Here is an 11909-nt window from a genome sequence, read left to right on the forward strand (position 1 = left end):
ATATCTGGCGTTGACTTTTGGCACGCTGTTGAGTTCTCAAGGAACGGACACTTCCTTCAGGCCGCCTTCCAGCGGGCCCTCCGGGCGCTTCGTTCGTGTTTCCAGCTTATCAGATGCTTTCCGCTCCGTTTTCCGGAGTTTCATTCATCCGATTTCCCGAACTGGGCCGGGGCCGCTTTCTGCGACGACCACTACGTTAGCGCATTCCGAGTGTCACTCGAAATTCACCCTCACGCCCGGTCGACGAATACGCCGACCAACCCAACCGAATGGGCATCGAGGTGAGAGGGGGGGACGCTACGAGGGGTGGCCGCTCCAGCGACTCGTTCAACACTAGGCCACCCGGAGGGCATCGTCAAACGCCGAGGGCCGGATCTGTCCAGATCCGGCCCTCGGGGCTCGAAACCGCAGCTCAGAGCGGGTGCACTTTCAGCCAGTTGATCACTGACGGACGGCCGGTCCGCCGCAGTGCGGCCGGTCCGATCAGCCGGCGGCCACCAGCTCCGCGGCCGCCAGGTTGCGCTTCCCGCGGCGCAGCACCAGCCAGCGGCCGTGCAGCAGGTCGGCCTCGGTCGGGACCGCCTCCTCGTCCGTCACCTTGGCGTTGTTGAGGTAGGCGCCGCCCTCCTTGATCGTCCGGCGGGCGGCCGAGCGGCTCGGCGCCAGCCCGACGGCGACCAACAGGTCGACCACCGGCTGGAGTTCCGCCACCTCGGCCTTCGGGACCTCGGCCAGAGCGGCGGCCAGGGTCGGCGCCTCCAGGTCGGCGAGGTCGCCCTGGCCGAACAGCGCCTTGGACGCGGCGACCGCGCGCTCGTACTGCTCGGCGCCGTGCACCAGCGTGGTGAGCTCCTCGGCCAGCGCGCGCTGGGCGAGGCGGGCGGCCGGGCGCTCGGCGGTCTCCCGCTCCAGCTCCTCGATCTCCTCCTTCGAGCGGAAGCTGAAGATCCGCAGGAAGTTGGAGACGTCCCGGTCGTCCGCGTTCAGCCAGAACTGGTAGAAGGCGTACGGGGTGGTCAGCTCGGGGTCGAGCCAGACGGTGCCGGACTCGGTCTTGCCGAACTTGGTGCCGTCGGCCTTGACGATCAGCGGCGTGGCCAGCGCGTGCACGGACTTGCCGTCGGCCTTGCGGATCAGGTCCGTGCCGGCGGTGAGGTTGCCCCACTGGTCGCTGCCGCCGGTCTGCAGGGTGCAGCCGTAGCGCCGGTTCAGCTCCAGGTAGTCCATGCCCTGGAGGATCTGGTAGCTGAACTCGGTGTAGCTGATGCCCGCGTCGGAGTTCAGCCGCCGGGCGACGGCCTCCTTGGCGATCATGTTGTTGACGCGGAAGTACTTGCCGACGTCGCGCAGCAGGCTGATGGCCGACATCCCGGAGGTCCAGTCCAGGTTGTTGACCATGCGCGCCGCGTACGGGCCCTCGAAGTCGAGGAAGCGCGAGATCTGGCCGCGCAGCCGATCGACCCAGCCGGCCACCGTCTCCGGGTCGTTGAGCACACGCTCCGCCGTCGGCTTCGGGTCGCCGATCAGGCCGGTGGCGCCGCCGACCAGGCCGAGCGGGAGGTTCCCCGCCTGCTGGATCCGGCGCATGGTGAGGATCTGCACGAGGTTGCCGAGGTGCAGGCTGGGGGCCGTCGGGTCGAAGCCGCAATAGAACGTGACCGGGCCGTCCGCGAACGCCTTGCGCAGTGCGTCCTCGTCGGTGGACAGGGCGATCAGCCCACGCCACCGCAGCTCGTCGACGATGTCCGTCACGGTCACGCTTCTCCTTCTATCGGGCGCCCGCCCGGTGGCGGCCCGATTGGGTCGGGCCCCGGGCCGGTACGACTCCAGCCTGATAGAGCCTACGCGGTCCCGGCTAGCGGGTTTCCCCCGAGGCGGCCCGCGTGGCGCCCGGCCCGCTCCCCCCGGGTGCCTCCGGGACACCGGAAATTCCGTTGTTCGTCGGCTGGGGGCCCATTCAGAGTGGGTTCACCGCCGCGCGGCGGCAGTGACGTGTGTGGAGACGGTCGTGCCGCCGTGGCACGCCCGTGGGAAGGGTGTGCCCGGTGCGCAACACGCTGGTTCTGAACGCGAGCTATGAGCCCCTGACGACGGTGTCGCTCCAACGCGCCGTCGTCCTGGTGCTCCAGGACAAGGCGGTGGTGGAGCAGGCGCATCCGCTGCGCTCGATCCGCGGGACGGGCGTAGCCGTTCCGGTGCCGCGGGTGATCAGGCTGCAACGGTACGTACGGGTGCCGTTCCGACAACAGGCGCCGTGGTCGCGGCGCGGGGTCCTGGCGCGGGACCAGCACCTGTGCGCGTACTGCGGGCGCCGGGCCACCACGGTGGACCACCTCCAGCCCCGGTCGCGCGGGGGCGAGGACAGCTGGATGAACACCGTGGCCGCCTGCGCCGAGGACAACCAGCGCAAGGCCGACCGCACGCCGGAGCAGGCCGGGATGAAGCTGCTGCGGCGGCCGTTCGTGCCGACGCCCCAGGCCACCCTGATGCTCGCGCTGGGGCTGCGCGGCTCGGAGGTCCGGGAGCTCGCCGACTGGCTGCCGGCCGTGCCGGGAGAGCCGGTCCCGGCGGCCTGACCGCCGGCGGTCGATCCCGCGCAGCCGGGTCCCGGTACCCGGTCCCTGCGGAGGGCCCTTCCGGTCAGGCGGAGGGCCCTCCCGCAGCCGGGGCTCAGCCCTTCGCCTGGTAGCCCGCCGCCGTGCCGAAGTTGGTCGCGTGCTCGGGGATCACGACCACCTGCCCGCCGCCGATCGCGACCCGCCCCGAGACCAGCAGCGAGCCGGTGCCGGGCGGGAAGTTGCCGCCCACCGCCTCCTGGCCGCCCGCCAGGGGGAAGCGGCCGAGGCGGGCGGGCTGGTCGCGGCGCTCGTCGGCGGCCAGCACCAGCGAACCGCCGTCGATCCCGACCGCCCGGACGGTGCCCTTGGCGGCGGTCTGCGCCTTCCAGCGCTGCTTGCCGGTGTCCAGGTCGTAGCCGACCGCGGACACCGGTCCGCCGCCGTTCGCCGGGGTCAGGGTGGCGACCATCGTGCGGCCGTCGAAGAAGACGTTCGGCGTGGCCGAAAACGTACCGTGGGCGACGTCCAGTCGGCCGCCGTCGGTGACCACCGGGATCTCGGCGGCCGGATCGCCGGTGCCGTCCCAGGCGAACACCCGGTCGTCCTCGGGCTTGGCTCCGGTGGTGAGCACGACGGCCGGTTCGGCAGAGAGCACCGAGACGGTCTTCGGCTGGTTGTTCAGGCCGCGCCACCAGGAGACCTTGCCGTCGGCGGTGTTCAGCGCGACGGCCTGGTCCGCCGGCGTGGAGTCGGCGCAGGAGGACGCGACCAGCACCGTCTTGTTGCTGACGCCGCCGGACAGGGTGCAGAACTTGCCCTGCCCGGTGTACTGCCAGACGTCCTTGCCGTCCGTCGAGTCCCAGGCGACCGCCCGGTCGTCGCCGACCGCGATGACCTTGTCCTCGGTGACACCGATCTGCGCGGCGTAGGCGTCCTTGGTGTCGGAGAGGGTCTTGGTCCAGGCCGTCCTGCCGGTCTTGGTGTCCACGGCGGCGACCAGCGTGCAGGGGCTCTTCGGGTCCGCCTGCGGCCGGAACAGGGCCGCGCCCAGCCCGGCCGGGTTCACGCCGGCCGACAGCCCGCACGGGACGGCCCCGGCCGCCGGTGGCTCGACCGACCAGGTCGGCTTGCCCGCCGTGCGGTCGTAGGCGTGCACCCCGGTGCCGTCGGCCCGGACCACCGCGTCGGCCAGCAGCCAGCTGCCGACCAGCGTGTCGTCACCCCCGCCCTGGGGGGCGGCCGCGGGCTGCGCGGACCAGGCCTTGGCGTGCGCCACCGAGAAGCCGGGCTCGCCGCTGCCCGTCGCGGACGCGCTACCGCCGCCCTCGGCGCCGACCGTCAGCGCGGCCGTTATCAGCACCGCGAGTGCGGCCAGTCCGGCGCCGGCCCGCACCATCAGGGCCCGGCGGCTGGGCACGTGCTCCCCCGTCAGCACGGCGTCCGCGGCCGCCCGGGCCCGGACCACCAGTGACGACGCGCCGGAGCCGGACCGCGCGCCGGAACCGGCCGCCGCCGGGGAGCTCCCGGCACCACCGGCCGCACCGCGCCGGGCGGCGCGCGGCGAAGCGGCGGGCTCCGCCGGTGCATCCTCCGCGGCCGGCTCGAGCTCCCCCGCGGCCTCCTCCAGCTGCACGTAGCCGTCGGCCGAGTACTCGGCGTCCGCCGGGACGTACAGCGGCTCCTCCGCCGGCTGCTGCGCCTGGTCCTGGTGCGGGGCGGCGTACGGCGGCTGGTCGTGGCCCGCGTACGGCTGCTGGTACGGCTGGTACGGCCCCTGGCCGTGGTACTGCCCCTGGTCGCCGTACTGCCCCTGGCCGTACCCGTTCTCGACGTAGCCGCCCTGGGCGTGGCCACCCTGGGCGTGGCCACCCTGCCCGTACCCGCCCTGGACGTACTCGCCCTGGAGGTAACCGCCCTCGACGTACCCGGTCGGGCCGTAGCCGCCGCCGACCTGCTCGCCGTGCTGCCCGTACGGTTGCCCGTACTGGCCGTCGTGGGACTGCTGGCCATAGGACTGGTGGTCGTAGGCCTGCTGGCCGTAGGACTGGTGGTCGTACGGACGCCCGTCGTGCTGCGGCGCCTGCTCCCACTGCCCGGGCGCCGGCGGCTGCGGCGGCTCGTGGTACCCGCCCTGCGGGTACCACTGGTGCGGGGCGTGGGCGTCTCCGAAGGGCTCCTGTGCCACCGTTACGTCCCTCCCAGCCCCCGCCGGCCTGCCGATTGCGGCAGTCAGCATCTCACGCCCGCCCGAGTGCCCCGCCCGAGTGCCCCGGCCTGGTGCCCCGGGCCGGCCCGCTCGGACCCCGGTCGGCCCCCCTTCCGGGCCCTCCGCGCGGCGCGGGAGCCGGCCTCAGCCCGCCGACTGGGCGCGCAGGGCCTCGTCGATCCGGGCGGCGAGGGTGAAGCGGCGCGGGAGCCGGCCTCAGGCCGCCGACTGGGCGCGCAGGGCCTCGTCGATCCGGGCGGCGAGGGTGAAGTCGAGGCCGGTGAGCCCGCCGGCGCTGTGGGTGGAGAGGACGAACCGCAGGGTGCGCCAGCGGATGTCGATGTCGGGGTGGTGGTCGAGCGCCTCGGCCTGTTCGGCGACGGCGTCCACCACCCGGATCGCCGCCGGGAAGTCGGGGGCGTCAGCGCTGCGGGCGATGCTGTCGCCGTCCCGCGTCCACTGCGGAAGGGCCGCCAGGGCCTCCGTGATCTCGTCCTCGCTCAGCCGTGCCCTGCTGCTCACCGGTGCGCTCCCGTTGGTCGTCGTGGTCGTCGGTCGAGGTGCGAACCGGGCCAGCCTACTGACCGGCGCGCGTCTGACCCGCCGTCAACTCACCAGCAGCTTGACGACGGCCGCGAGCCCGACCACCACGATGACCCCGCGCAGCGCGGCGGGCGGGAGCCGGCGGCCGACCTTGGCACCGAGCAGCCCGCCGACCAGCGAGCCGACCGCGATCAGACCGGCGGCCGTCCAGTCGACGGTCGAGGTGAACAGGAAGAACAGCGCGGCGACGCCGTTGACGATCAGCGCCAGCGCGTTCTTCACCGCGTTGATCCGCTGCAGGTCGTCCTGGAGCAGCATGCCCATCAGCGCCATCAGCAGGACGCCCTGGGCGGCGCCGAAGTAGCCGCCGTAGATGCCGGTGAGGAACACCCCGGCCAGCAGCACCGCGCCGCCGTCCGGGTCGCCGCCCGGGCCGCGGCGGGCGGCGACGGCCTTGGCCACCCGCGGCTGGACCACGACCAGGACGAGGGCGAGCAGGATCAGCGCCGGGACGATCGCGTCGAACGCTCCGCTCGGCAGCTTGGTCAGCAGCAGGGCGCCGAGCAGCCCGCCGAGCAGCGAGGCGCTGCCCATCCGCAGCAGCCGGCGCCCCTGGTCGGCCAGCTCGCGGCGGTAGCCGATCACGCCGCTGAGCGAACCGGGCACCAGGCCGAAGGAGTTGGAGACGTTGGCGGTGACCGGCGGGATGCCGACCGCGAGCAGGACCGGGAAGGTGATCAGGGTGCCGGAGCCGACGATCACGTTGATCATCCCGGCGCCGACCCCGGCCACCAGGACGGCGATCGCCTCCCAGAGCGTCATGGGTCACCTCTCCTCGCGGTCCTGTCCGAGGCGATCATGCCGGACCCTTACCGGCCGGACCAGGGCCGCCCAGCATTCGGGACGTACGCCACACCGCCGGGCGCCACGGCTGCCGACCCCGCAGAACCGGTCCGGGCGGGAGCGCGGCTGCCCGGCCGCCCCGGCCCCCGGCACCGCCCCCCGGAGCACGCCGAGGGCCGCCGGTCGCCGAGGGCCCGCCGGAGCACGCCGGAGGGCCCCCAGAGCACGCCGAGGGCCCGCCACCAGCGGGCGGCGGGCCCTGGACCGGATGTGCCCGGTCACCTCACTCCGGGTCGATCTTGCGGTACTCCCGCGTCGGGTCGACCCGGGGACGGGCCGCGCCCTTCTCGACGTCCACCGGCCGCGGCCCGGCCGCCGGGTCGAGCGGCACCTGGGTGGCCGCCGGAGCCGCCGGCGGGACGCTCGGCGCGGTGACCGTGCCACCACCGTTGGCGCCGCCGTTGCCGGTCAGCCCGTTGAAGGCGCCGCCCAGGCCCTTGAGCGCGTCGCCGACCTCACTGGGAATGATCCAGAGCTTGTTGGAGTCGCCCTTGGCCAGCTCCGGCAGGGTCTGCAGGTACTGGTAGGCGAGCAGCTTCTGGTCGGCGTCGCCGTCGTGGATGGCCTCGAAGACGGTCCGGATCGCGGCCGCCTCACCGTCGGCGCGCAGCACCGCGGCCTGGGCCTCACCCTCGGCCTTGAGCACCTCGGCCTGCTTCTCGCCCTCCGCCTTGAGGATCTGCGCCTGGCGCTGGCCCTCGGCGGTGAGGATCGCGGCGCGCTTGTCGCGGTCGGCGCGCATCTGCTTCTCCATCGAGTCCTGGATGGAGGTCGGCGGCTCGATCGCCTTCAGCTCGACGCGGTTGACCCTGATCCCCCACTTGCCGGTGGCCTCGTCCAGGACGCCGCGCAGGCCGGCGTTGATGACCTCGCGCGAGGTCAGGGTGGACTCGAGGTCCATCGAGCCGATGATGTTGCGCAGCGTGGTGACGGTCAGCTGCTCGATCGCCTGGATGTAGCTGGCGACCTCGTAGGTGGCCGCCCGGGGGTCGGTGACCTGGTAGTAGATGACGGTGTCGATGTTGACCACCAGGTTGTCCTGGGTGATCACCGGCTGCGGCGGGAACGGCACGACCTGCTCGCGCAGGTCGATCCGGTTGCGGACGCGGTCGATGAACGGGACGACGATGTTCAGCCCTGCGTTGAGCGTCCGGGTGTAGCGGCCGAAGCGCTCCACGATCGCGGCGCTGGCCTGCGGGATGACCTGGATCGTCTTGATCAGCGCGATGAAGGCCACCACGACCAGGACGACCAAAACGATAAGGACGGGTTCCACGGACTCTCCCCTAGACGACCAGGGCGGTCGCGCCCTGGATTTCGACGACGTCGACCTTCTGACCCGGCTGGAACACGCTGTCCGGATTGAGCGCGCGGGCCGACCAGATCTCGCCGTTGAGCTTGATCCGCCCGCCCTCCCCGTCGACGGTTTCCGCGACGACCGCGGTGGCGCCGCGCAGCGCCTCGATGCCCATCTTGACCTGATCGCCCTTCCGCAGCTGCCGGCGTGCGATCGGACCGACGAAGACCACCAGCCCGGCCGACACCGCGATGAAGGTCAGGGTCTCCAGGACCGCTCCCCCGCCGAGCGCGGCCACACCGGCCGCCGCCAGCGCACCGATCGCGAACATGGCGAACTCGGGCACCGCGGTGAGCACCAGCGGTATGCCGAGCGCTGCGGCGGCCAGGAGCCACCAGATCCAGCTGTCCACACGTCCATCCTAGGGAGCGAAGGGGCTTCGAGGCGGACAGTTCCCGCAGGTCGAGGGGCGGAAACCGGTCGCACGTGCGACCGGTTCCGGCGCCCCGCGCGAGATGGACGGCTGTGTCGGGCACTGACGGCTGACGGGTGGACGGATGGTCAGGTTGTCACCGGACGTCGCCTCAGCCCAGCGGCAGGCCCTGGGCCGACCAGCGGTCCCCGTGGCGCTCCAGGGTGAGCGGCAGGCCGAAGCACTTGGAGAGGTTGCGGGCGGTCAGCTCGGTGTCGATCGGTCCGGCGGTGAGCACCTTGCCCTGGCGGATCATCAGGACGTGGGTGAAGCCGGGGGCGATCTCCTCGACGTGGTGGGTGACCATCGCCATGGCGGGCGCGAACTCGTCCTGGGCGAGCGCGCCGAGCCGGCGGACCAGGTCCTCGCGGCCGCCGAGGTCCAGACCGGCCGCGGGCTCGTCGAGCAGCAGCAGCTCGGGGTCGGTCATCAGGGCGCGGGCGATCAGGGTGCGCTTGCGCTCGCCCTCGGAGAGGGTGCCGAACTTGCGGCCGGTCAGGCTGGCCATGCCCATCCGGTCGAGCAGGGCGAGGGCGCGCGACTCGTCGGACTGCTCGTAGGTCTCCTGCCAGCTGACCGTCATGCCGTAGGCGGCGGTGAGCACCGTCTGCAGGACGGTCTGCTCGGCCGGCAGCTTGTCGAACATGGCGGCGCCGGCCAGGCCGATCCGGGAGCGCAGCTCGAAGACGTCGATCTCGCCCAGCTTCTCGCCCAGCACCGAGACCTTGCCCGAGGTCGGGAACAGGTACGAGGAGGCGATCTGCAGCAGGGTGGTCTTGCCGGCGCCGTTGGGGCCCAGGATGACCCAGCGCTCACCCTCGGAGATGGACCACGAGACCTGGTCGACCAGCGCGCGCCCCTCCCGGACCACGGATACGTCCACCAGCTCCAGCACGTCGCTCATGCCTACGCCTTCCCCAATACACAAGAATCTCGGCCGTCGATGCGGGCGGCGAGCCTACTCCGGCAGCCGGGGGGCACGGGTGGGTGCGCCGCACACGCATGGGCAAACCTACGCCACGCGGATGACCGCCGATTCCGTAGGCTGGCCGGATGCTCGCGACACCTGCCGACAATCCGTACGAAGAGCCCCGTTCGGGGCGGCTGGCCGCCTGGGGCAGCGCCCTGCTCGGCGGCCTGGTGCCGCCCGACGACGCCGCCGCGGCCGTCCTGGGCTCGGACGAGAGCCACCGGGTGACCGGACTGCCCGGGGACGCACCGGGCGAGCAGCACGGGCTGACCTGGGCGCTGGGCCGGCTGCGGGTGCTCGGGGCCACGGGCCTGCGCCTGGCGCTGCCCGCGGCCGGGCACCCGCTGGGGCTGACCGGTCCGGCCGCCTTCAACGAGCGGGCCCTGGCGGCCGGCGAGGCGGTGATCGCGGTGGGCGTGCCGCTCGGTCTGGTGCCGGAGATCACGGTGTACGGCCCGGAGGGGGACCGCTCGGCCACCGTGCTATGGCGCTGCAGTGAGGTCGGCGACGCGCCGCCGGCCGACGTGCCCTCGCTGCACGAGGCGGAGCGCGAGCTCGCGGACGGGCTGCGCGAGGCGACCGTCCTGCTCACCCGGCTCGACGTGGCCGGCGCCGGTCCGCAGGCGATGCGCGCCCTCGACGCCTACCGCCGCCGGGGCCACGCCGAACTGCTCGCGCCCGGCTACCCGCCGCGGGCGGTCCGGGTGCTGGAGTCGGCCCGGCAGGTGTCCGCCCTGCTGGCGATCGCCGCGGAGGGCCACGGCGCGGCCGTGAGCGCCTCCGAGATGGCGGCCCGCCGATCCGTCCTGGCACCGCTGTGGCGCACCGCCCGGCGGGCCCAGGTGGCCGCCTACAACGCGCTGGTGGACGAGCGCGACGACCGCTAGGCGGGGGTTCCGGGCGGTCAGCCGCCGGCCTCGCCGTTGCGGACGGCCCACAGCGCGGCCTGGGTGCGGTCGGCGAGGTCCAGCTTCATCAGGATGTTGGAGACGTGGGTCTTCACCGTCTTCTCCGACAGGTGCAGGCTGCGGGCGATCTCCCGGTTGGAGCGGCCGTCCGCGATGTGGCCGAGCACCTCCCGCTCGCGCTCGGTGAGGGTGCCGCCGCGGCCCTGCGGGGCGCGCGGGCCGTCGTCCGAGAGCAGGGCCTCGGCCAGTTCGGGCTGGAGCAGCACGTGGCCGGCGTGCACCGAGCGGATCGCTCCGGCCAGTGCCTCCGGGTCCACGTCCTTGTAGACGTAGCCCGCGGCGCCGGCCCGCAGCGCGGGGACCACCGTGCGGTGCTCGGTGAAGCTGGTGACGATCAGGACCCGGGCCCGGCTGCCCTCCTCCTTGAGGGTGCGCAGCGCCTCGATGCCGTCGACGCCGGGCATCTTGAGGTCCATCAGGACGACGTCCGGGTCGAGTGCGCGGGCCCGCTCGATGCCTTCGGCCCCGTCCGCGGCCTCCCCGACCACCTCGATGTCGTCCTGGACCTCCAGGAAGGTGCGCAGCCCGCGGCGGACCACCTGGTGGTCGTCCACCAGCAGGACGCGGATCGACGGCGTGCTCTCAGGCACCGGGGACCTCCATCTCGACGAGCGTCCCCCGGCCGGGGGCGGACTCCAGGGTGAGCGTGCCGCCGACGGCGGCCGCGCGGTCGCGCATCGAGGCCAGCCCGAGGTGGCGGCCCGCCCGGCGGACGGATTCCGGGTCGAAGCCGCGCCCGTCGTCGCGCACCCGCAGCAGCGCGCCGCGCGCGGGCGTCCCGGCCAGGGTGACGGTGACCCGGCCGGCACCGGAGTGGCGCAGCGCGTTGTGCAGCGCCTCCTGGGCGACCCGCAGCAGTGCGGCCTCCTGGGCCGGCGGCAGGGCGCGCACGCCGTCGGCGGCGAAGGCGACGTCCGCGGTGTGCGCCCGGTCGAGGAGTTGCACCTGGGAGGCGAGGGTGGCGCTCAGCCCGTCCTCCTCCAGGGCGGCGGGGCGCAGTTCGACCACGACGGCGCGCAGTTCGTCGGCGGCCTCGGCGGCGAGCCGGGCGACCTCGGCGAGTTCGGCGCGGGCGCGGCCCGGGTCGCGGTCGACGAGCTTGGCGGCGGCGTTGGCGGTCAGCCGCAGCGAGAAGAGCTTCTGCGAGACGGCGTCGTGCAGGTCGTGGGCGATCCGGGCGCGTTCGCCGGCCAGGGTGAGTTCGCGGCTGCGCTCGTACAGGCGGGCGTTGGAGAGCGCGAGGGCGGCGTGGGCGGCGAGGATCCGCAGCAGTTCCTCGTCGTGGTCGGTGAACAGGCCGCCGCCGCGCTTGTTGGCGAGGAAGATGACGCCCATCACCTGGGGTTCGTCCTCGGCTGCCTCGCCGTCCAGGATCGGCATGCCGAGGAAGGCGTCCATGTCGGGGTGGGCGGCGGGCCAGCCCTCGAAGGCGGGGGCCTTGCGGACGTCGGCGAGCCGGGTGGGACCGGTCTCGTGCAGCATCTCGGCGAGCACGCCGTGCTGGCGGGGCAGCGGGCCGATCGCCCGCCACTGCTCGTCGGTGACGCCGTCGACGACGAACTGGGCGAAGCCGCCGTGGTCGTCGGGCACGCCGAGGGCCGCGTACTCGGCGTCGAGCAGTTCCCGGGCGGAGGCGGTGATGCGGCGCAGCACCTCGCGGACCTCCAGGTGCCGGCTCATCGCGAGCAGGGCCCGGCTGACGGCCTCGATGCCGGCCAGCGGGTCGCAGGCGGCATCGGCTCCGTCCGCCGGGGCACAGGCGGGCGGCGGGCCGTCGGGGGCCGGGTGGTCACCGGTCGAGCTGGGCATACCGCCAAACTACCGCCGCCGGGAGCGCCCCCGCGTCCGCCCCCGGCCGCCCCGGCCCCAGGTCCGGCGACCTAGGCCGCCGGACCCACCGCCCCGAGCCGAACGAGCGCCCCGTAGGCGAGTGGGCACCCCCGCCCCGAGTCGAAGGGGCGCGCCGGTGCCGAAAGGAAGAAGCGAGGGGGC

The 11909-nt window shown here is 73.6% G+C and carries 11 protein-coding genes; 2 read left to right on the forward strand and 9 right to left on the reverse strand.

Annotated features, from left to right (window positions below; genetic code table 11):
• Positions 1–483 precede the first annotated feature (483 nt).
• A complete protein-coding gene (gene tyrS / locus ABT247_RS26215; protein ID WP_350746744.1) occupies positions 484–1752 on the reverse strand; it encodes a tyrosine--tRNA ligase in 1269 nt (422 codons plus the stop codon).
• 293 nt (positions 1753–2045) lie between these two features.
• Between tyrS and ABT247_RS26220 the strand changes: the two genes are divergently transcribed.
• Complete coding sequence (locus ABT247_RS26220) at positions 2046–2576, forward strand: HNH endonuclease (protein ID WP_350746719.1); 531 nt, start codon at positions 2046–2048, stop codon at positions 2574–2576.
• A gap of 94 nt (positions 2577–2670) precedes the next feature.
• On the opposite strand, the gene ABT247_RS26225 is transcribed toward ABT247_RS26220, so the two are convergent.
• The 6 genes from ABT247_RS26225 to ABT247_RS26250 all read right to left on the reverse strand — a co-directional run bounded on the left by ABT247_RS26225 (position 2671) and on the right by ABT247_RS26250 (position 8883).
• Positions 2671–4743 carry an outer membrane protein assembly factor BamB family protein gene (locus tag ABT247_RS26225; RefSeq protein ID WP_350746721.1) on the reverse strand — a complete coding sequence of 691 codons (2073 nt, stop codon included), beginning with the start codon at positions 4741–4743 and terminating at the stop codon, positions 2671–2673.
• 237 nt (positions 4744–4980) lie between these two features.
• Positions 4981–5286 carry a 4a-hydroxytetrahydrobiopterin dehydratase gene (locus ABT247_RS26230; RefSeq protein WP_350746723.1) on the reverse strand — a complete coding sequence of 102 codons (306 nt, stop codon included), beginning with the start codon at positions 5284–5286 and terminating at the stop codon, positions 4981–4983.
• An 84-nt stretch (positions 5287–5370) separates the two neighbouring features.
• The gene (locus ABT247_RS26235; protein ID WP_350746726.1) at positions 5371–6129 is read right to left on the reverse strand and encodes a sulfite exporter TauE/SafE family protein; all 759 of its coding nucleotides are present in this window, start codon (positions 6127–6129) and stop codon (positions 5371–5373) included.
• Between the two features lie 304 nt (positions 6130–6433).
• Positions 6434–7486, reverse strand: coding sequence for an SPFH domain-containing protein (locus ABT247_RS26240; protein ID WP_350746729.1), 1053 nt, complete (start codon positions 7484–7486; stop codon positions 6434–6436).
• Positions 7487–7496: 10 nt separating this feature from the next.
• Positions 7497–7919, reverse strand: coding sequence for an NfeD family protein (locus ABT247_RS26245; protein ID WP_350746732.1), 423 nt, complete (start codon positions 7917–7919; stop codon positions 7497–7499).
• Between the two features lie 172 nt (positions 7920–8091).
• The gene (locus ABT247_RS26250; RefSeq protein ID WP_350746735.1) at positions 8092–8883 is read right to left on the reverse strand and encodes an ABC transporter ATP-binding protein; all 792 of its coding nucleotides are present in this window, start codon (positions 8881–8883) and stop codon (positions 8092–8094) included.
• 149 nt (positions 8884–9032) lie between these two features.
• Between ABT247_RS26250 and ABT247_RS26255 the strand changes: the two genes are divergently transcribed.
• On the forward strand, positions 9033–9836 hold the full coding sequence (locus ABT247_RS26255) for an Rv1486c family protein (protein ID WP_350746738.1): 804 nt from the start codon (positions 9033–9035) through the stop codon (positions 9834–9836).
• Between the two features lie 17 nt (positions 9837–9853).
• Here ABT247_RS26255 and ABT247_RS26260 read toward each other — a convergent pair whose 3' ends face one another.
• Complete coding sequence (locus ABT247_RS26260) at positions 9854–10507, reverse strand: response regulator (protein WP_350746741.1); 654 nt, start codon at positions 10505–10507, stop codon at positions 9854–9856.
• Positions 10500–11597, reverse strand: coding sequence for a GAF domain-containing sensor histidine kinase (locus ABT247_RS26265; protein ID WP_350746747.1), 1098 nt, complete (start codon positions 11595–11597; stop codon positions 10500–10502). Before ABT247_RS26265 ends, ABT247_RS26260 begins: the two co-directional genes overlap by 8 nt.
• Between the last annotated feature and the right edge of the window lie 312 nt (positions 11598–11909).

The organism is Kitasatospora sp. NPDC001539 (assembly GCF_040298565.1).
Lineage (GTDB): Bacteria > Actinomycetota > Actinomycetes > Streptomycetales > Streptomycetaceae > Kitasatospora.

Excerpts from the sequence above, each read along its gene's own strand:
- ABT247_RS26235 (WP_350746726.1), bottom strand. The coding sequence starts at position 6,129 with ATGACGCTCTGGGAGGCGATCGCCGTCCTGGTGGCCGGGGTCGGCGCC.
- ABT247_RS26250 (WP_350746735.1), bottom strand. The coding sequence starts at position 8,883 with ATGAGCGACGTGCTGGAGCTGGTGGACGTATCCGTGGTCCGGGAGGGG.
- ABT247_RS26255 (WP_350746738.1), top strand. The coding sequence starts at position 9,033 with ATGCTCGCGACACCTGCCGACAATCCGTACGAAGAGCCCCGTTCGGGG.
- ABT247_RS26265 (WP_350746747.1), bottom strand. The coding sequence starts at position 11,597 with ATGAGCCGGCACCTGGAGGTCCGCGAGGTGCTGCGCCGCATCACCGCC.